Source organism: Cupriavidus sp. FW305-26 (assembly GCF_058787975.1).
Genome location: NZ_JBYTAH010000002.1, coordinates 50,366 through 69,814, shown reverse-complemented (window position 1 = coordinate 69,814; position 19,449 = coordinate 50,366). Strand labels below are relative to the sequence as shown.

General features: G+C 68.1%; 16 protein-coding genes. 11 read left to right on the top strand and 5 right to left on the bottom strand.

The window, feature by feature from the left end; all coding sequences use genetic code 11:
- The first annotated feature begins 22 nt into the window (after positions 1-22).
- From AC3WQZ_RS01930 to AC3WQZ_RS01900, 7 genes are all read left to right on the top strand, one after another.
- Complete coding sequence (locus AC3WQZ_RS01930) at positions 23-1,039, top strand: ABC transporter substrate-binding protein (RefSeq protein ID WP_010810346.1); 1,017 nt, start codon at positions 23-25, stop codon at positions 1,037-1,039.
- A 4-nt stretch (positions 1,040-1,043) separates the two neighbouring features.
- Entirely contained in the window at positions 1,044-2,102 is a 1,059-nt protein-coding gene (locus AC3WQZ_RS01925) for an ABC transporter permease (protein WP_010810347.1), read from the top strand.
- Entirely contained in the window at positions 2,096-2,974 is an 879-nt protein-coding gene (locus tag AC3WQZ_RS01920; protein WP_454749681.1) for an ABC transporter ATP-binding protein, read from the top strand. The genes AC3WQZ_RS01925 and AC3WQZ_RS01920 overlap by 7 nt, the downstream gene beginning before the upstream one ends.
- A 31-nt stretch (positions 2,975-3,005) precedes the next feature.
- Positions 3,006-4,181 (top strand): c-type cytochrome, encoded by a 1,176-nt coding sequence (locus AC3WQZ_RS01915; RefSeq protein WP_454749682.1) that lies wholly within the window; start codon positions 3,006-3,008, stop codon positions 4,179-4,181.
- A 402-nt stretch (positions 4,182-4,583) separates the two neighbouring features.
- Positions 4,584-6,350 (top strand): sulfoacetaldehyde acetyltransferase, encoded by a 1,767-nt coding sequence (xsc, locus tag AC3WQZ_RS01910; protein ID WP_037023447.1) that lies wholly within the window; start codon positions 4,584-4,586, stop codon positions 6,348-6,350.
- 122 nt (positions 6,351-6,472) lie between these two features.
- The gene (gene pta, locus AC3WQZ_RS01905) at positions 6,473-7,507 is read left to right on the top strand and encodes a phosphate acetyltransferase (RefSeq protein WP_011617519.1); all 1,035 of its coding nucleotides are present in this window, start codon (positions 6,473-6,475) and stop codon (positions 7,505-7,507) included.
- The gene (locus tag AC3WQZ_RS01900) at positions 7,504-8,274 is read left to right on the top strand and encodes a TSUP family transporter (protein ID WP_439669239.1); all 771 of its coding nucleotides are present in this window, start codon (positions 7,504-7,506) and stop codon (positions 8,272-8,274) included. The genes pta and AC3WQZ_RS01900 overlap by 4 nt, the downstream gene beginning before the upstream one ends.
- Positions 8,275-8,377: 103 nt before the next feature.
- On the opposite strand, the gene AC3WQZ_RS01895 is transcribed toward AC3WQZ_RS01900, so the two are convergent.
- Genes AC3WQZ_RS01895 through AC3WQZ_RS01885 form a run of 3 tightly spaced genes read right to left on the bottom strand, consistent with a single transcriptional unit; the run spans position 8,378 to position 11,991 of the window.
- Positions 8,378-10,099: a cobaltochelatase CobT-related protein gene (locus AC3WQZ_RS01895; protein WP_058696514.1), complete on the bottom strand. Its 1,722-nt coding sequence runs from the start codon at positions 10,097-10,099 to the stop codon at positions 8,378-8,380.
- Positions 10,096-11,112 (bottom strand): AAA family ATPase, encoded by a 1,017-nt coding sequence (locus tag AC3WQZ_RS01890; protein ID WP_492299948.1) that lies wholly within the window; start codon positions 11,110-11,112, stop codon positions 10,096-10,098. Before AC3WQZ_RS01890 ends, AC3WQZ_RS01895 begins: the two co-directional genes overlap by 4 nt.
- Positions 11,113-11,160: 48 nt before the next feature.
- A complete protein-coding gene (locus AC3WQZ_RS01885; RefSeq protein ID WP_011617529.1) occupies positions 11,161-11,991 on the bottom strand; it encodes an IclR family transcriptional regulator in 831 nt (276 codons plus the stop codon).
- Between the two features lie 334 nt (positions 11,992-12,325).
- Here AC3WQZ_RS01885 and AC3WQZ_RS01880 point away from each other — a divergent pair, with 334 nt between their 5' ends.
- The 4 genes from AC3WQZ_RS01880 to AC3WQZ_RS01865 all read left to right on the top strand — a co-directional run bounded on the left by AC3WQZ_RS01880 (position 12,326) and on the right by AC3WQZ_RS01865 (position 17,407).
- Complete coding sequence (locus AC3WQZ_RS01880) at positions 12,326-13,762, top strand: amino acid permease (protein ID WP_454749687.1); 1,437 nt, start codon at positions 12,326-12,328, stop codon at positions 13,760-13,762.
- Positions 13,763-13,838: 76 nt separating this feature from the next.
- A complete protein-coding gene (gene pdxR, locus AC3WQZ_RS01875; RefSeq protein WP_011617530.1) occupies positions 13,839-15,401 on the top strand; it encodes a MocR-like pyridoxine biosynthesis transcription factor PdxR in 1,563 nt (520 codons plus the stop codon).
- A 140-nt stretch (positions 15,402-15,541) separates the two neighbouring features.
- Positions 15,542-15,946, top strand: a complete 405-nt coding sequence (locus tag AC3WQZ_RS01870; RefSeq protein WP_492299947.1) for a nuclear transport factor 2 family protein — start codon at positions 15,542-15,544, stop codon at positions 15,944-15,946.
- A 15-nt stretch (positions 15,947-15,961) separates the two neighbouring features.
- The gene (locus AC3WQZ_RS01865; protein ID WP_436225061.1) at positions 15,962-17,407 is read left to right on the top strand and encodes an NAD(P)/FAD-dependent oxidoreductase; all 1,446 of its coding nucleotides are present in this window, start codon (positions 15,962-15,964) and stop codon (positions 17,405-17,407) included.
- Positions 17,408-17,454: 47 nt separating this feature from the next.
- On the opposite strand, the gene AC3WQZ_RS01860 is transcribed toward AC3WQZ_RS01865, so the two are convergent.
- Positions 17,455-18,228 (bottom strand): SDR family NAD(P)-dependent oxidoreductase, encoded by a 774-nt coding sequence (locus tag AC3WQZ_RS01860; protein WP_492299945.1) that lies wholly within the window; start codon positions 18,226-18,228, stop codon positions 17,455-17,457.
- Positions 18,229-18,359: 131 nt separating this feature from the next.
- Entirely contained in the window at positions 18,360-19,244 is an 885-nt protein-coding gene (locus AC3WQZ_RS01855) for a helix-turn-helix transcriptional regulator (RefSeq protein WP_492299944.1), read from the bottom strand.
- Between the last annotated feature and the right edge of the window lie 205 nt (positions 19,245-19,449).

The window sequence follows — 19,449 nt, the reverse complement described above, 5'->3', positions numbered from 1 at the left end:
AACGAAGACGGGGAGTCTCGCCATGAGCCAGGACAACAACAATCACGCCGACCCGCGCCGGCGCAGCGTGCTGCGGCTGGCCGGTGCCGCGGCCATCGCCGCGCCGTCGCTGATCCTGGGCCGACAGGCCTGGTCGGCGCCGCGCAAGCTGACCTTCGCGTGGAACCAGAACGCCTTCTGCCTGACGCCGATCGTGGTGGCGCAGGAGAAGGGCTTCTTCGAGAAGAACGGCCTGCAGGTCGACCTGATCAACTACAGCGGCTCGACCGACCAGTTGCTGGAATCGATCGCCACCGGCAAGGCCGATGCCGCGGTCGGCATGATCCACCGCTGGCTCAAGCCGCTGGAAGCCGGCTTCGACGTCAAGATCATCGGCAGCTCGCACGGCGGCTGCGTGCGGCTGGTGGGATCGAAAGCGGCGGGGGTCACCAGCCTGCAGCAGCTGAAGGGAAAGACAGTCGGCGTCAGCGACCTGGCGGCACCGGGCAAACACTTCTTCACCATCCTGCTGGCCAAGAACGGTATCGACCCGGACAAGGACATCACCTGGCGCCAGTACCCGGCCGACCTGCTGGGCGTGGCGGTGGACAAGGGCGAGATCCAGGCGATCGCCGACGGCGACCCCAACCTCTACCTGCTGGAAAAGCGCACCAACGGCGCCTACGTGGAACTGGCCACCAACCTCACCGGCGAGTACGCACGCAAGGTCTGCTGCGTGGTCGGCGCCCGCGGCGAACTGGTGCGCAACGACCGCCCCGCGGCCACGTCGCTGGCGCGCGCCATCGTGCAGGCCACCGACTATGTCAACGAGAACCCCAACGAGGCCGCCAGGGTCTTCGCCAGGTACTCGCCCAAGATCAATCCGGAAGACCTGCGCAAGCTCTACGCCACGCTGACCTATACCCACCACCCGACCGGCGTCGACCTGCGCGACGAGATCGCCTTCTACGCCGATGATTTCCGCCGCATCGGCGTGCTGAAGAAGACCACCGATGCCAAACGCCTGGCGCAGCACGTCTACGCCAATGTGCTGGGGTGATGCCATGACGACAAGCCAACCTGCATTCGACGCCGGGCTTGCGCGCAAGCCAGCCGCGGCCCCCGTGCCGCATGCCGCCGCAAGCGCGCGCGCGTCCGGCCCGGTCTGGGCCACCGGCATCCTCGCCGCGCTGGCGTGGGCCGCGTTCGGCGCGCTGACATGGCTGTGGCCCAACCAGGCGGTGGGCTTCAGCGACTGGGCCTATACGACAGAGCTGGGGATTGCGGCGCTGGCAGGCGCCGCGTTGCTGGCACTGGTTGCGCTGGCCGGCCAGCGGGTCCGGGCCGCGCAACGCGCGCTGGCCACGCTGCGCGCCGCCGGCCCGTGGCTGGTGGCGCTGCCCGTGGCCCTGGCCGCGTGGGAAATCCTGACCGCCAAGACCGCCATCCTGCCCACGCCCTTCTTCGCGCCGCCACAGGCGCTGATCGAGGTCTATGCCGACGACTGGCGGCGCCTCGGCGACAGCGCGCTGAACACGCTCAGGCTGCTCGGGCTGGGCGTGGCCTATGGCGGGCTGGCCGGCTTCCTGGTGGGCGTGTCGATCGGCTGGTCGCGCCGCATCGGCTACTGGGTGCATCCGGTGCTGCGCGTGCTGGGCCCGCTGCCGTCGACCGCGCTGCTGCCGCTGACCTTCTACTTCTTCCCGTCGAGCTATTCCGCCGCGGTGTTCCTGATCGCGCTGGCCACCGCCTTCCCGGTGGCGGTGCTGACCTGGTCAGGCGTGGCCGGCGTCAACAAGAGCTACTACGACGTGGCGCGCACCATGGGCGCCTCGGGCTGGTTCCTGGTGCTGCGCGTGGCGATCCCGGCGGCGCTGCCGCAGGTATTCGTCGGCCTGTTCATGGGTCTGGGCGCTTCGTTCTCGGTGCTGGTGACGGCGGAGATGATGGGCGTGAAGTCGGGCCTGGGCTGGTACCTGACGTGGGCGCAGGGCTGGGCTTCTTACGTCAATATGTATGCGGCGCTGATCGTGATGGCGCTGCTGTTCTCGGGCGTGATCACGCTGCTGTTCGTGGCGCGTGACCGGGTGCTGTCGTGGCAGAAGGGGACGGTGAAATGGTGAGTGTTGTTGAGCGGTTGAAAGCATCGAGACCCTACACGCACGTGAAGAAGGCTCCCCTCTCCCGCACGCGGGAGAGGGGAGTTAACGCGGCGGCAGACGACACCGCGGAAGCCCAGACCGGTGCCCGCATCGACATCCATCAGGTCAGCCACTGGTTCGGCAGCGGCAGCGACGGGCTGCAGGTGCTGGACGACGTCGATCTGAGCGTCGCACCGGGCGAATTCGTCGCGCTGCTGGGGCCCAGCGGTTGCGGCAAGTCCACGCTGCTGCGGCTGGTGGCAGGGCTGGACCAGCCCTCCTCCGGCGAGATCCTGCAGGACGGCACCTCGATCGCCGAGCCTGACCCGTCGCGCATCGTGGTGTTCCAGGACCCCACGCTGTACCCGTGGCGGCGCGTTTGGGACAACGTCGCGCTGGGCTTGCAGGCACGCGGCGTGCTGGCAAGCCAGCGCCCGCGCGTGGATGATGCGTTGCGGCGCGTAGGGCTGGAGACCTTCGCCCGCGCCTTCCCGCACCAGCTCTCGGGCGGCATGGCGCAGCGCGTGGCGCTGGCGCGCGCGCTGGTCAACGATCCGCGCCTGCTGGTGCTGGACGAGCCGCTGGGCAAGCTGGATTCGCTGACGCGGCTGGCAATGCAGAGCGACCTGGTCGAACTGTGGCAACGCTCGCGCTTCTCGGCGCTGCTGGTCACGCACGACGTGGAGGAAGCGCTGTTCCTGGCGCAGCGCGTGATCATCTTCAGCCAGCGTCCGGCACGCATCACGGCGGAGATCCGGGTCGACCTGCCCTACCCGCGCCATCGCGGCGATCCGCGGCTGACCGGGCTGCGGCACGAAGCGCTGCGCCACCTGGGGCTGGACGCGAGCTGGTAATGGCGTTGCGCTTCACCTCGCGGGCCGCCAGATGAACGGCCCGCCGCCGCAGGCATGGCTCAATGCACTGCTGGTTCTGATCGAGAAATTCCAGCTGGCCCTGTTGTCGCTATGGCATGCCCTTGGCCTGACCGGCGACAGCCACGGCCAGCCAGCCTGGCCGTGGGCACGGCGCGTGGCGGGCGAAACCCTGCTGATCGACCTGGGCCTCGCGCGCCAGGTCGGCCTGAGCCTGTGCGCCCTTGTCTTTGCCGTGCTGGCCATTACCGCCGCGCTGGCCTGGCGACGCCATCGCGGCGTGCTGCTGGCCGCCGGTGCGCTCGCCCTGGTGGCGGCCCCCTGGCCCAGCGCAGCGCTGCTGTTGGTGCCGGCTGCGCCGACCAGCTTCCACGCCAGCCCTACCCGCTTCTCCGTCGATGCCATCGCGCTCGGCGCCCGGGTCTATGCGCAGCATTGCGCCAGCTGCCACGGCGCGGACGGGCGCGGAGAAGGGCCGCTGGCCGCCAGCCTGGCGCAGTGGCCGCCCACGCTGGTCAGCCCGCTGCTGGCGCGCCGCGTCGATGGCGAGCTGTTCTGGCATGTGCTGGCCGGCATGCGCGACCGTCACGGCCAGCCCACCATGCCGGCCTTCGGCAATGTGCTCGGCCTCCGCGAGGCCTGGGCTGTGATCGACTACATGAAAGCGCTGTCGGCCGGCGGTGGTGCCGAGGGCAACTGGCCGGTGCCGTTGCGGCTGCCGGAGATGGCAATCCGCTGCGCCGATGCCGCGCCGCTGGCGCTGTCGCAATGGCGCGGCGACCAGCGCGTGCGGCTGGTGGCGGTGGACGGGATGGCATCGCTGCCGTTCGAGGATCCCCGCTTCCTGACCGTGCTGGTCACGCCTGACGGGCAACCGCCGGCGCAGGTGCCGCGCTTCCGTGCCGGCTGCGCCGCGGTCTCCTCGCATGCCTGGCAGGCCGTGGCGGCAATCGCCGGGCAATCGCCTTCGCGCCTGGCCGGCACCCAGCTGCTGGCCGACCGCGGCGGCTGGCTGCGCGCCCGCGGCACGCCGGGGCGGCAATGGTCCGACGCAGACCTGGTCTGCGTCTCGGGACCGGACGCCGGCGCACAGCGCGCGCCTTCGCCCGCGGCTGACGGGCTGACTGCGCTGCTCCTGCGCATGGACGCCGAGCCGGTGCGCTTCGTCAAGGGCGGCTTCATTCACTGAACCGCCCCCAGGCCGGCACGCAGCCATCCGAGTGCCGCACGCCTGACCCTCCTCCCCCTTGTTTCCGCCACCGCAGGTGAGCCCTCGCCCGCGGCGCACCTTCCGTCGCCGCTCTGGAACGGCCAACGGACCCCTATAAATGCCGTACGAGGCACTCAAAACCGCATCTTGTCTCAATTTTTCATCAATTTCATTCCGTAAAACAAAACTTCCTATTGACCAACCGAAGTCTTCCGCCTACATTTCCTCCAACAAGCAATTTTCCGGAACGTCCTGTTCCACTTTATAAGACCCTCATCAGGAGACAACGCCATGCGCGACCTCGATACCACCTCGAATCCCGCCGTTTCCGGTGGCTCGGCCGCCGCGAAGGAGAGCCAGGTCCCGGCCGGCCCGCAGACCATGACCCCGTCGGAAGCCTTCGTTGAAACGCTGGCCGCCAATGGCGTGACCGACATGTTCGGCATCATGGGCTCGGCCTTCATGGATGCGATGGACATCTTCGCGCCGGCGGGCATCCGCCTGATCCCGGTGGTGCACGAACAAGGCGCCGGCCACATGGCCGACGGCTACGCCCGCGTGTCGGGCCGCCACGGTGTGGTGATCGGCCAGAACGGCCCCGGCATCTCCAACTGCGTGACCTCGATCGCCGCTGCCTACTGGGCCCACAGCCCGGTGGTGATCGTCACGCCCGAGGCCGGCACCATGGGCATTGGCCTGGGCGGCTTCCAGGAAGCCAACCAGCTGCCGATGTTCCAGGAGTTCACCAAGTACCAGGGCCACGTCACCAACCCGGCCCGCATGGCCGAGTTCACCGCCCGCTGCTTCGACCGCGCCACCGCGGAAATGGGCCCGACCCAGCTGAACATCCCGCGTGACCACTTCTACGGCAAGGTCAACGTCGAGATCCCGCAGCCGCGCCGCCTCGACCGCGGCCCCGGCGGCGAGCAGAGCCTGAACGAAGCGGCCGAGCTGCTGGCCAACGCCAAATTCCCGGTGATCATCTCGGGCGGCGGCGTGGTGATGGCCGATGCGATCGAAGAGTGCAAGGCCCTGGCCGAGCGCCTGGGCGCACCGGTGGTCAACAGCTACCTGCACAACGACTCGTTCCCGGCCAGCCACCCGCTGTGGTGCGGCCCGCTGGGCTACCAGGGTTCGAAGGCGGCGATGAAGCTGATCTCGCGCGCCGACGTGGTGATCGCGCTGGGCTCGCGCCTGGGGCCGTTCGGCACGCTGCCGCAGCACGGCATGGACTACTGGCCGAAGAACGCCAAGATCATCCAGATCGACGCCGACCACAAGATGCTGGGCCTGGTGAAGAAGATCTCGGTGGGCATCTGCGGCGACGCCAAGGCCGCCGCGGTCGCGCTGAGCCAGCGCCTGGCCGGCCGCACGCTGGCCTGCGACGCCAGCCGCGAGGCCCGCGCCACCGAAATCGCCAACGAAAAGGCCGCGTGGGAGAAGGAGCTGGACGACTGGACCCATGAGCGCGACCCGTACAGCCTGGACATGATCGAAGAGCAGAAGCAGGAGCGCACACCCACTGGCGGCCACTACCTGCATCCGCGCCAGGTGCTGCGCGAGCTGGAAAAGGCCATGCCGGAAGATGTGATGGTGTCCACCGACATCGGCAACATCAACTCGGTGGCCAACAGCTACCTGCGCTTCGAGAAGCCGCGCAGCTTCTTCGCGGCGATGAGCTGGGGCAACTGCGGTTACGCCTTCCCGACCATCATCGGCGCCAAGGTCGCGGCACCGCACCGCCCGGCCGTGTCGTACGCCGGTGACGGCGCCTGGGGCATGAGCCTGATGGAAACCATGACCTGCGTGCGCCACAACATCCCGGTGACCGCGGTGGTGTTCCACAACCGCCAGTGGGGCGCGGAGAAGAAGAACCAGGTGGACTTCTACAACCGCCGCTTTGTGGCGGGCGAGCTGGACAACCAAAGCTTTGCCGGCATCGCCAAGGCGATGGGTGCGGAAGGCATCGTGGTGGATCGGCTGGAAGATGTCGGCCCGGCCCTGAAGCGCGCCATCGACCTGCAGATGAATCATGGCAAGACCACGATCATCGAGATCATGTGCACGCGTGAACTGGGCGACCCGTTCCGGCGCGATGCGCTGGCCAAGCCGGTGCGTTACCTGGACAAGTACAAGGACTACGTCTGATCGAAGTACTGCACACCGCCAGCTGACGGCGTGCTCCCTCTCCCGCTTGCGGGAGAGGGGAGAACACCAAGGGCATAGCGCAGGTCGCTGGCCCTTTTTTCAGTTTTACCGAGCCAACCACCATGAAAGCCATCCTCCGCATCATCGACCGCGCCCGCGCCGCGCCTCGCCGCATCGTGCTGTGCGAGGCCGAAGACCCGCGCATCCTGCAGGCCGCGCAGCGCGCGTCGCAGGAAGGCATCGCGCGCATCGTGCTGGTCGGCAACACGCGCCAGATCAACGCCGCCGCGGCCATCCACGGCATCGGGCTGGACGGCATGACGCTGGTCGACCCATCGACCTCGGCGCTCACGCCCTCGTTCGCGCAGCAACTCTTTGCGCTGCGCCAGAAGAAGGGCATGACGCTCGATGAAGCCAAGCGCGCCGTGCTCGATCCGCTGTGCTTCGCCAACCTGATGGTGCGCCTTGGCCACGCCGACGGTTCGGTGGCGGGCGCCGACCACACCACCGCCGACGTGGTGCGCAACGCGATCCAGCTGATCGGGCTGGCACCCGGCTTCCGGCTGGTGTCGAGCTTCTTCCTGATGATGCTGTGCGAGCCTTTCCACACGCTCAAGGGCGGGCTGATCTTCTCCGACTGCGGGCTGGTGGTGGATCCGGATGCCGATGCGCTTGCCGATATCGCCATGGCCGCGGCCGACAGCGCACGCACGCTGCTGATGGAAGAGCCGCGCGTGGCCATGCTGTCGTTCTCGACCAGCGGCAGCGCCAGCCATGCGGCAGTGGACAAGGTGGTGGCCGCCACCGAGCGCGTGCGCGCGCAACGCCCGGACCTGGCCATCGATGGCGACGTGCAGCTCGATGCCGCCATCGTCGCCGAGATCGCCGCGCGCAAGGTCGCGCATTCGCAGGTGAACGGCCACGCCAACGTGCTGGTGTTCCCCAGCCTGGAAGCCGGCAATATCGGCTACAAGCTGGCCGAGCGGGTCGGTGGCGCCAAGGCCATCGGGCCGATGCTGCAGGGGCTGAACAAGCCCGCCAACGACCTCTCGCGCGGCTGCAGCGCGGACGATGTGTTCCATGTCATCGCCGTCACCGTGGTCCAGGCGCAAGCCACCGCGGAACAGGCCAGCAAGGGCGAGCAGGCGGCGGCATGAAGGCAGAACTGTTGTTGCCGCTGCTGGGCCTGCAGGCCCTGCTCGGTGCCGGCACCTATTTCCAGACGGTGACCGGCTTTGGCCTTGGCATGATCGTGATGGGCGTCACCAGCGGACTGGGGCTGGCGCCCGTGGCCACCGTGGCCGCGGTGGTGAGCCTGGTCACGCTGGCCAACAGCGCCTGCGCGCTGCCAGGCAAGCTGCAGCATATCGACTGGCGCGCCGTCGCCGCGGCAGCCATCGGCATCCTGCCGTCGGTAGTGGTCGGCGTGCTGGTGCTGGAGTACCTGAGTTCCAGCGCAGCCACCCTGCTGCAACTGCTGCTGGGCGCCGTGATCCTGTATGGCGGCCTCAGCGCCGCACTCAAGCCCGCGCCGCTGGCGCAACGCTCCGGCGATGGCACCTTCTTCGTCAGCGGGGTATTCGGCGGACTGCTGAGCGGCATGTTCGGCGTCTCCGGCCCGCCGCTGATTTTCCAGTTCTACCGCCAGCCGATGAAGCCGGTTGAAATCCGTTGCGCGCTGATCCTGGTCTTTACCGTGACCTCCACCGTGCGCACGCTGTTCTCGGCCTGGCAGGGGCAGCTCGATGCCGCCGTGTGCGTGCAGGCCGCCATTGCCGTGCCGGTGGTGGTGATCGCCACATTGCTGGGGCGGCGTTTTCCGCCGCCGTTCTCGCCGATGACGACGCGACGCCTTGCGTTCGGCGTGCTGATCGGGATCGGGGTCAGCCTGATGCTGCCGGCGATGGTGGGGTGGGTGATGTAACGGCCGCGGCCGCCGTACGTGTTCCGTGCGATGTACGCGTAACGCGTACATCGCGAAATATCGGACAGCGCACACTGATGCGTGTCCGCGCCCTCACCGCCCCTCAGCGTCTTCTCGCCCCCACCAGACCCGCCACCTCATCCAGCATCGCCATGTCCACCGGCTGCGACAGGTCCAGCGCCAGCGTGTGCCGGTAGTAGGGGCTCAAGTCCAGCCCTACCCCCAGCCCCAGCACTTCCACATCCCGCAGCGCCTCATGCCGCGCCACCACGGCCTTCAGGTGGTTGTCGAGGTAGCAGGCGTCGTTGGCCTGCCCGGTCGCGGTATCCATGGGACTGCCGTCGGACACCACCACCAGGATGCGGCGCGCCTTGCCGCTGGCGTGCAGCCGCGCGCAGGCCCACTCCACCGCCTCGCCGTCCACGCCTTCGCGGAACAGGTCGGCCTTGAGCAGTGCGGCGATGTCGGTGCGCGCGCGCCGCCAGCTTCGCTGCGCGTCCTTGAACACCATATGGCAGGTCTCGTTGAGCCGGCCAGGGTGCTGCGGGCGGCCGCGCGCGAGCCAGTCGGCGCGGGTGCGGCCGCCGTTCCAGGCGTTGGTGGTGAAGCCGAGCACCTCGGTGGCCACGCCGGCCTGGTCGAGTGCGCGCGTGAGCATGTCGATCAGCAGCGTGAGCGGCTCGGCCTGCGCCTTCATCGAGCCGGAGCAGTCGATCAGGAAGCCGACCACGCAGTCGGCATGGGCCTTGTGCGCTTCCAGGCGGAAGAGCCGGCGCTCGGAGGGGGAGCAGACCAGCTGCGCCAGGCGGCGGCCGTCGATACGGCCGCTTTCCTCGCCGAAGGACCAGCCGTCCACGCGCGGCTGCGACAGCGCGGCGCGCAGCCGGCGCGCCAGCCGGGCGATGTTCACGCCAGCGCGCGCGATGCGTGCGTCAAGCCGCGTGCGGTACTCGTCCAGCAAGGCGCGGCGCACCAGCGTGGCGGCGCGCACTTCGCGGTCGTAGCGGGTGGTGAAGACGCGGTAGCCGTCGGTGGCGTCGGCCAGCACGCGGCTGTGGCCGCTGTCGGCCAGTGCAAAGTCTTCCGCAGGCGGTTCGTCGAAATCCAGCCACAGCGCAAACCCGGCGCGCGCAGCCGAGGCTGCGTTGTCGTCGTCTTCGCCGGCAAGCGGGGCTTCGGTACGGATCATCTGCGCCACCGCGCGCGCCAGCGCCAGTGCGTGCGCGGCGTAGGCGGCCTGGTCGTGGCGTTGCGCGCGCAGGCCGGCCAGCGCGGTGCCGAGCACCGGCACGATGGCGGCGCGCGTGGCTTCGATCAGGTCTTCGGTCTCTTCCAGCACCGGCTCACCCGTCAGGCGCGACCACGACACCTGCGCCACGGTATAGAGCAGGATGCCGAGATGCCCCTCGGTCAGCCCGGAGCGATGGAAGGCCCGCGACCACGCCATGAAGCGGTGGCGCAGGTTGGCCGCCACGCCGGCCATGCCGCGCGGCAGGCGGGTCTCGCAACGCAGCTGCTCAAGCAGTTCGAAGACCAGGCGCTCGACCGCATCTGCCGGGCACAGCTGCCGATGCAGCGCGGCGTCGGAATGCGCCTGGCGCAGGGCGGCACCATCGGCCGCGCCGCGCAGGCAGGTGGCGGTGTCTGTTTCCAGGTCCGTGCGCAAGTGCGGCGCATGCTGCGGCACCGGGCGCATCGCGCGCCAGAGCTGGCCGTCGCGGAAATGCAGCGCCGCATCGCCAGTGATCGCGCGCACCGCGGCACCGGACAGCTCATCCTGCCGCTGGCGCCGGCGCAACTGCTGCGCGACCGTGGCCGCACTCATCGCGCGGGCTCCGACTCGGAGCTGACGCCGGCGGCTTCGCCCGGCAGGTGGCCAAAGCAACGCTGGTAGTACTCGGCCACCACCGGCCGCTCGGCTTCGTCGCACTTGTTCAGGAAGGTCAGCCGGAAGGCGAGCGCGGGGTCGCGGAAGATCTGGCAGTTCTCGGCCCAGCTGATCACCGTGCGCGGCGACATCAGCGCCGACACATCGCCGGCGGCAAACCCGCGGCGCGTGAGCCCGGCCAGCGCCACCATCGCATCGGCCAGCGCGCGCCCGGCGTCGTGGTCCAGCTCCGGCACGCGCGCCAGCACGATGCCGGCCTCCTCTTCATGCGGCAGGTAGTCCAGCGTGGCGACCACGTTCCAGCGATCGATCTGCGCGTGGTTGAGCAGCTGGGTGCCGTGGTAGAGGCCGTTGGCGTTGCCCAGGCCGACGGTATTGGAGGTCGCAAACAAACGGAAAGACGGATGCGGGCGGATCACGCGGTTCTGGTCCAGCAGCGTGAACTTGCCGTCGCGCTCCAGGATGCGCTGGATCACGAACATCACATCAGGCCGGCCTGCGTCGTATTCGTCGAAGATCAGCGCCACCGGGCGCTGCAGCGCCCACGGCACGATGCCTTCCTGGAATTCGGTGACCTGGCGCCCGTCGCGGATAACGATGGCGTCCTTGCCGACCAGGTCCAGCCGGCTGATATGCCCGTCCAGGTTGACGCGCACGCAAGGCCAGTTCAGCCGCGCGGCGACTTGCTCGATATGGGTCGACTTGCCGCTGCCGTGCAGGCCCTGCACCATCACGCGCCGGTCGCGCATGAAGCCGGACAGGATTGCCAGCGTCACCTCGGGCTGGAAGCGGTAGGCCGGATCGATCTCCGGCACGTGGTCGTCGCGCTGGCTGAAGGCCGGCACCATCAGGCCGGAATCGATGCCGAACGCGCTGCGCACCGGAATCATCCGGTCCGGCTTGCCAAACTGGTCTTGCGTCACCTCATGCTCCTTGTTGCTTGCTGCCATGCCATCGGCACTGCGGCAAGCGGAGCAATCCGCGTGACGCCGTGCGCGCTATTCGTCCTCTTCCGCGCCGCCCTGCCAGCTGCCGGCGCTGTCGGCCTCGATCGCCGCCAGCGCGCCCGCCGCACGCTGCAGCGCGGGCAGCAATTGCAGCACCTTGTCGCGCGTCACGCGCATCACCGGGGCCTGCAGCGCCAGCCCAAGGTTGGACTTGCCGCCGTCCACGGCCGGCACCAGCACGCCGATGCAGACCAGCCCCGGCAGGAACTCTTCATCGTCCATCGCGTAGCCGTCGCGCTTCACGCGCTCCAGTTCGGCTTCCAGCTGCGCGTGGTCGGTCAGCGTGTTCTGCGTGTAGCGTTCCAGCTCAACGTTGGCCAGCAGCCGCTGGCGCTGCGCCGGCGCCAGCTGCGCCAGGAACAGCTTGCCCGTGGCTGAGCAGTGCGCGGGCACGCGCGAGCCCGGATGCAGGTAGAAGCGCAGCGGCGCCGCCGTTTCCACGCGGTCCAGGTACAGCACCTCGCCGCCGGAGAACGCGGTCAGGTTGCAGCTCTCGCCCACCTCTTCCACCAGCCGGCGCAGCACCATGTGGCGCGCACCGTGCGAGGTGCTGTTGAGCAACAGGTTCTCCGCCAGCCGGCGCAGCCGCAGGCCGGTGCCGTATTGCCGCCCGTCGCCGTTGCGCTGGATCAGGCCCGCCGCCTCCAGCTGCTGCAGCATGCGGTGCAGCGTGGGCTTGGGCAGTCCGGTTTCTTCCACCAGCGCCTGCAGGTTGAAGGACTGGTCCTTCTCCGCGATGACTTCGAGCAGGCCGAACAAACGCAGTGCCGGCGTGTCTCCATCCGGCTTGGCGTCACTTTTGGCGAGGCGCATATCGTTCATGCCTGGCTCCATCATAGGTAAGTTTCATTTTCAGAGTCAAATCATATCAATTATCGAAACTTCTGGTTGACCTTCCCCTGCGAACGGCCTACATTCCAGTGAAAGAACAATTTTTCGGAACTTCTGGTTCCAGTTTTTAAGCGATCACCGGAGACAAGTCGACATGTACGGATAGGCCATCCCTCCCCGGGATTGCAAATACTGAACGACCACGGCCCCAGGCTGGCAATTACTGCCCTGCCATCTATACCGAAGAGAAGCCGTGGCGCCTGCCTTAAACGCTGTACTGGCTGCAACGCAGTACCGACAGCTAGCGCAGCACAGGAGACACAACATGATCCAACAACCAGAGTCCGGCAACGGGCTATCCCACGGCCTGAAGCAACGCCACATGACCATGATCGCGCTGGGTGGCGTGATCGGCGCAGGCCTCTTTGTCGGCAGCGGCGTCGTCATCAAGTCCGCCGGCCCGGCCGCGGTCCTTTCCTTCCTGATCACCGGCCTGCTGGTGGTGCTGGTGATGCGCATGCTGGGCGAGATGGCCTGCGCCATGCCCGGCACCGGCGGTTTCTATGAGTATGCGCGCGAAGCCTGGCGCGACCGCCCGGCGGTGGGCAACCTGGCCGGCTTCCTGACCGGCTGGATGTACTGGTACTTCTGGGTCATCGTGGTGGCGCTGGAAGCCGTGGCCGGTGCCGACCTGGTGCGCTACTGGCTGCCCGACGTGCCCAACTGGATCATCAGCCTGGTGCTGCTGGTGATGCTGACGCTGACCAACCTGGTGTCGGTCAAGTCCTTCGGCGAGTTCGAGTTCTGGTTCGCGTCGATCAAGGTGGCCGCGATCATCGTGTTCCTGTTCGTCGCCGGCGTCTATGTGCTGGGCCTGGCGCCCGGTGCCCATGGCATGCAGGTGGCCAACCTGACCGCCAACGGCGGCTTCATGCCGCACGGCATCGTACCGGTGCTGACCGGAGCGGTAGCCGCCACGGGCTTCTACTTCGGGGCCGAGATCGTCACCATCGCCGCCGCCGAGACCGCCGAGCCGCAGAAGGCAGTGGCCAAGGCCACCAGCTCGGTGATCACGCGCGTGCTGGTTTTCTATGTGGGTTCGATCCTGCTGGTGGTCTGCCTGGTACCGTGGAACTCCAACAGCATCGCCACGCCGTACGTCAGCGCGCTGAACGTGATGGGCGTGCCGGCGGCCGCGCAGATCATGAACGCGATCGTGCTGACCGCGGTGCTGTCGGCGCTTAACTCGGGCCTCTATGCCTCGTCGCGCATGCTGTTCGCGCTGACCCGCCGTGGCGACGCCCCCAAGTCGCTGGCCCGCGTGAGCCGCAACGGCGTGCCGGTGCGCGCCATCCTGGTGGCGACCCTGTTCGGCTACGGTGCGGTGGTGATGTCCTATGTCTCGCCTGATACGGTGTTTGCCTTCCTGGTGAACTCGTACGGCACGGTGGCGATCTTCGTCTACATCCTGATCGCGATCTCGCAGCTGCGCCTGCGTTCCCGCCTGGAGCGCGAAGCGCCGGGCCAGCTGCGCGTGCGCATGTGGTGCTACCCGTACCTCACCTACCTGGCGATCGTCGGCATGATCGGCATCGTGGTGGCGATGGCCTTCATCCCCGACCAGCGCACGCCGCTTGCGCTGGGTGTGGTGAGCCTGGGCATCCTGCTGGTGGCCTACGCCGCGCGGCAACTGTTTCGCGGTAGCGTGGATCCGGTAGTGCCGCTGGCGGAGATGCCGCGCCCGGACCTGCATGAGTATTGATGACTGACCATGACTGACGTGGCGCGCCGGTGCGGTATGCTGGCGCGCTTCGCCGTCTAGGCAACGCCCCTGCCCCATGAGCCTGAAGTCTCCCACCACCCTCTGGTCCCAGCTGTTCCAGCAGCATGCCCACTCGGGCCTGAGCCTGCAGGGCAAGATCCGCCAGATGCTGGTCTCGGCCATCCTTGACGAGCAGCTGCCGCAGGGCGAGCCGCTGCCCAGCAGCCGCGAGCTGTCGGCGCAACTGCGCGTGGCGCGCAACACGGTGGTACTGGCCTACCAGCAGCTGGTCGATGAAGGCTACCTGGTGGCGCGCGAGCGCAGCGGCTACTTCGTCAACCCGGAGATCCTGGGCACGCGCGTGAGCGGCGTGGCCTCGCTGCGCGGCGAGGCGGTGCCCGCCCGCTCAGGCGAGCCGGACTGGGAGCGGCGCTTTGTGTTCCGCCCCACGCAGCAGCGCAATATCGTCAAGCGCGCCAACTGGCGCGACTACCCCTATCCCTTCATCTACGGCCAGTACGACCCGGTGCTGTTCCCCACGGCGGACTGGCGAGAATGCTGCCTGAAGGCGCTCAGCGTGCTCGACATCCACGACTGGGCCCAGGACATGATCCTGCGCGACGACGAATCGCTGGTGCAGCAGATCCGCACCCGCGTGCTGCCGCGCCGCGGCGTGTGGGCCGGCGCCGACGAGATCGTGGTGACCGTGGGCGCGCAGCAGGCGCTGTACCTGCTGGCCGACCTGCTGGTCAGCCCCGACACGCCGGTGGGGATCGAGGACCCCGGCTATCCGGACGCACGCAATATCTTTGGCTCGCACACCTCCCACCTGGTGCCGCTGCCGGTCGACGGCGACGGCCTGACCCTGTCTGACGCGCAACGCGCCTGCGACTACGTCTACGTGACCCCGGGCCACCAGTGCCCCACCACCGTCACCATGCCGCTGGCGCGCCGCCAGGCCCTGCTGCGCCAGGCCGAGGAAGCTGACTTCGTGCTGATCGAGGACGACTACGAAAGCGAAAGCCGCTTCGAAGGCGACCCCACCCCCACGCTCAAGAGCCTGGACCGCAGCAACCGCGTGATCTATGTCGGCAGCCTGTCCAAGAGCCTGGCGCCGGGGCTGCGCATCGGCTATATCGTCGGGCCGGCGGCACTGATCGCCGAGCTGCGCGGCGCGCGGCGGCTGATGCTTCGGCATCCGTCGGCGTATATCCAGCGCGCGTTCTCGCTGTTCCTGTCGCTGGGCCACTATGACGCGCACCTGCGCCGGCTGGCGGCCGCGCACCGCGAGCGCGCCGAAGCCGTGCTGGCGGCGCTGGCCACGCATATGCCTGACTTCCGCGCGGTGCCGATCGCCGGCGGCGCCTCATGCTGGATCGAGGGGCCGTCCTGGCTCGATGCCGATGCGCTGGCGCGGCTGGCCGAGCTGCAGGGCGTGCTGATAGAGCCCGGCAGCGTCTTCTTCATGGCCGAGCCCGCGCCGCGCAATGGCTTCCGGCTCGGATACTCGTCGATCTCGCTGGACCGCATCGAGCCCGGCATCCGCGTGCTGGCGGGCGTGGCGCGTGAGCTGCAGGCCACCGCCAGCGGCGCCACAACCATCGCCGCCGTCACTTCCCGGGTCCGTCCCGCGGCCTGAGCCGGCCCGCGGCGGTGTCTGCCGCCGCTGGCCCAAGCGATTGTCCCGAACTGGCGCTACAGCGCCGCGCGCGGCTTCCCTATCCTCGAGTCATGGCCGGTTCCCCACGGACCGGCAGACAACACTCAGGAGACCAACCCATGTCCAAGGACAACACCGCCGCCGGCATCGAACTGCTGCAGGCCTTCAACGACGCCTGGAACCGCCACGACATCGAGGCCCTGATGGGCTTCATGGCCGATGACTGCGCCTTCCACGGCGTGGCCGGGCCCGAGCTGCTGGGCCGCAGCTTTATCGGCCGCGACGCGGTGCGCGAAGGCTTCCAGCTGGCCTGGCAGACTTTCCCTGACGCGCAGTGGGTCGATGGCGACCACTTTGTCGTGGGCGACCGCGGCGTGAGCGAATCCACCTTCCGCGGCACCCGTGCCGACGGCGCCCGCATCGAGGCGCGCATGGTGGACGTCTTCACCTTCCGCGACGGCAAGATCGCGGTCAAGAACGCGTACCGCAAGGAGCGCCCGCCCGTCGTAGCGCCCGCAGCCTGACCGAGGAGACGCGCCATGCAAGCCGTAGCCCCCCGCAGCAGCCTCCTTGCCGGCGAGCAGTCCACCGCGCCCACCCGGCCGTACGACCCCGCCTACGATCCCCTGCACACACCCACCCCCGGTCACGGCCGCGAATACGCGCCCACCTACTGGATCGGCACCGCGGGCGAACCGCCCGCCGACGACGGCCCGATCACGCATGACATCGACGTGGATGTGGCGATCATCGGCTCGGGCTTCACCGGCCTGACCTGCGCCATCTTCCTGGCACAGGAATACGGCATCAAGGCCACCGTGCTCGAAGCCAACCGCGTCAGCTGGGGTTGCAGCACGCGCAACGGCGGCCAGGCGCAATGCGCGTCCGGGCGGCTCAAGCGCTCGCAGTGGATCCAGCGCTACGGCCTGGACACCGCGCTGCGCCTGCATGAAGAAATCTGCGACGGCATGGAGACCTTCAAGGGCCTGATCCAGGACATCAACTGCGATCCGCAGCCTGGCGGCCACCTGTATATCGCGCACCGCGCCAAGGTGATGCCGGCGCTGGAGAAGGAAGCCAAGCTCCTGCGCGAAGTCTTCAAGTACGACGCACGGATCATGGACGCCGACACCGTGCGGCGCGACTATGTCGACGACAAGGAAGCCGCGGGCGCCATGCATGAGCCCGAAGGCATCGGCATCCACGCCGGCAAGCTCGCCTTCGGCTACCTGCGCCGCGCGCGCGAGCTGGGCGCCAAGGTGCATCCGTCCAGCCCGGTGACCGGCTGGGAAACGCGCAACGGCGTGCACTACCTGCGCACCCCCGGCGGCATCGTGCGCGCCCGCGCCGTGGGCGTGGCCACCGGCGGCTATACCTCGCAGACGCTGCACCGCGAGCTGAAGAACCGGCTGTTCCCGATCCTGTCGAACTCCATCGTCACGCGCCCGCTCACGGCCAGCGAACTGGCCGCGTGCAACTTCCGCACCACGCAGGTCATCACCGACACCCGCATCCTGCGCCACTACTACCGCCTGATGCCAGACGGCCGCCTGCAGATCGGCAGCCGCAGCGCCATCACCGGCAACGACGCGCCGCAGGAGCAGTACAAGCAGAAGCTGATCGGCGACATGCACCGCAAGTTCCCGGCGCTGCAGGGGATCCAGGTCGATTACTCGTGGTGGGGCTGGGTCGATGTCAGCCACGACATGATGCCGCGTATCACGCAGCCGGATCCGGCGCAGTCGATCTATTACGCAATGGGGTACGGCGGCAATGGCGTGATGTACTCCGCGCAGGCTGGCAAGCGGCTGGCGGCGTTGATTGCTGGCAAGGCTGCCGCGCTGCCAGAACTGCCGATCTTCCGTTCGCCGCTGCCATTCCCGAATGTGCGGGAGATGGTGGAATCGCAGATGTTCGCGCCGTTCCGGAGGATGGGGCAGCGGGTGCTGTACCACTGGTATCACCTGAAGGACGACGTGCTGTAACTCGCGCGTGGGCGTGCCGCCTGGCGCGCCCACGCTTCTGGCCCGCCTCAGAACAGCGTGTAGCCCCCGTCGATCACAAAGGTATCGCCCGTGTGGTAGGCCGACGCCGCGCTCATCAGGTACACCGCAATCCCGGCGAAGTCACTACCCTCACCCCAGCGGCGCATCGGCACGCGCTTGTGCACCATTTCCTGGAAGGCATCGTTACCCTGGGCCACGCTGGTCATCTCGGTCCTGATCCAGCCCGGCAGGATCGAGTGCGCGCGGATGCCCTTGCGCGCGTACTCCACCGCCAGCCCCCGCATCATCGAGATCACGCCGCCCTTGGTGGCCGCATAGTGCTCGGAGCGCGGCGCGCCTTCAATCGCCGCGACCGAGGCCGTGCTGCACAGCACCCCGCCCTCGCCCTGCACCAGCATCTGCCGCACCGCGGCGCGCAGCGTGAAGAAGGCACCGTCCAGGTTGACGCGCATGGTCCTGCGCCAGGCCTCGGTCGGCATCTGGTCGAACGGCCCCTTGTTGCCGCTGCCCACGCCGGCATTGGCAAAGCAGCCGTCAATGCGCCCCAGCGCCGCCACCGTGCGCCGCATTGCAGCATCGACCGCCTGCTCGTCGCCGACGTCGCAAAGCTCGGTATGCACCTTGCGCCCATGCTGGGCCAGGCGGCCGGCAGCGGCAGCGTTCTTGTCGGCATTCGTGCCCCAGATCGCGATATCGGCGCCGGCCGCGGCCAGCCCTTCGGCAATGCCCAGGCCGATGCCGCCGTTGCCGCCGGTCACCAGTGCCACTTTGCCGCTCAGGTCGAATGGATGCTTTGTCATGTGATTGTCTCCTTGGGGGGTGGGACATTGTTCACATGGCGAAGGGTTCAAGGCGTCGTCGGAATGGATGAAATCGCCGAGGCAGGTGACGGGCGCCGGACCGGCCATGGCCACCGCCGCCCCATGACAGCCTAAAGAGCGGCTCCCTGACTGGCATCCTTATGCCCGGCAAATTCACCCGGCGTACATCCGAAATGCCGCTTGAACCGCCGTCCAAAGTGAGACTGGTCGGCGAAACCGACAAGCGTGGCAACCAATGCCAACGGATAGTCTCCCGAGCGGATCATCTCGCGCGCGCGCAGCAAGCGAACGCGCTCGACATACGCCATCGGCGTTTCGCCGATGCTGCGCTTGAACATGCGCGCAAAATGAAAGCGGCTGACATTGGCCATATCCGCCAGCGCCTGCAGCTTCACCGCCTCCGGTGTACCGTGGATATAGTCCAGGACCCTGCTGAGGGCCTGCGGATGGAGCCCGCCGGGAAGTGACGAGGCGCCCGGGTCACTGACATTGAAGCGATGCACTAGATGCGCCGACAGCGCGCAGGAAAGGGGCTCGGCGATCAGCATTTGCGCCGGATGCGCGACCGCCTGGATCTCTCGCGCCAGCGTAAAGGTAATGGTCTCGGCGAAGCCGTCGCGCTGCCCGAAGCAATTGCGGAGCCTGTGCGCGGCGCGTGGCTGGCGGATCGTGGCATCAGCGGCTTCGGCCAGCAGGCTTTGCGGAATCCTCGCAATGACGATGGAACCGGGCCTGTCCCAACTCCAGCTGGATTCGACCAGCCGCGGGTGCAGGCTGATATTGCCGGGAACGACGATGCCGCGATGCACCTGGCCCAGTCGCCGCTGCTCAAGCCTGGCGTGTCCCGCGAGTCGCATCGCAAGCATGTCGTGGTCCAGCTCCGGAGAGGACACCGATCCGGCCGAGCGCCAGTGATGGATCTGCACGGTGATGCCAGCCCACGGGCGTCTGCTGCTGCTGACATCGGGACGAACCGGCAACTCCGCATCGATCACGCCATGTCTCGTCGGCGATCGCATAGGCACATACCCCGCAAGGGCCCACGACGGTAGCGTCGGGGCAAGGGCCAGGTCCCCGCTGCGCATGAAAGCATATGAATTTATCCGGTTGAAGTAAAGCGGCCCGCACAATCCGCGGGACCTGACGCAAGCCATGCCGGCCGGTCCTCCTTTTCATACCTATCATCCAACGAGTCAGCGC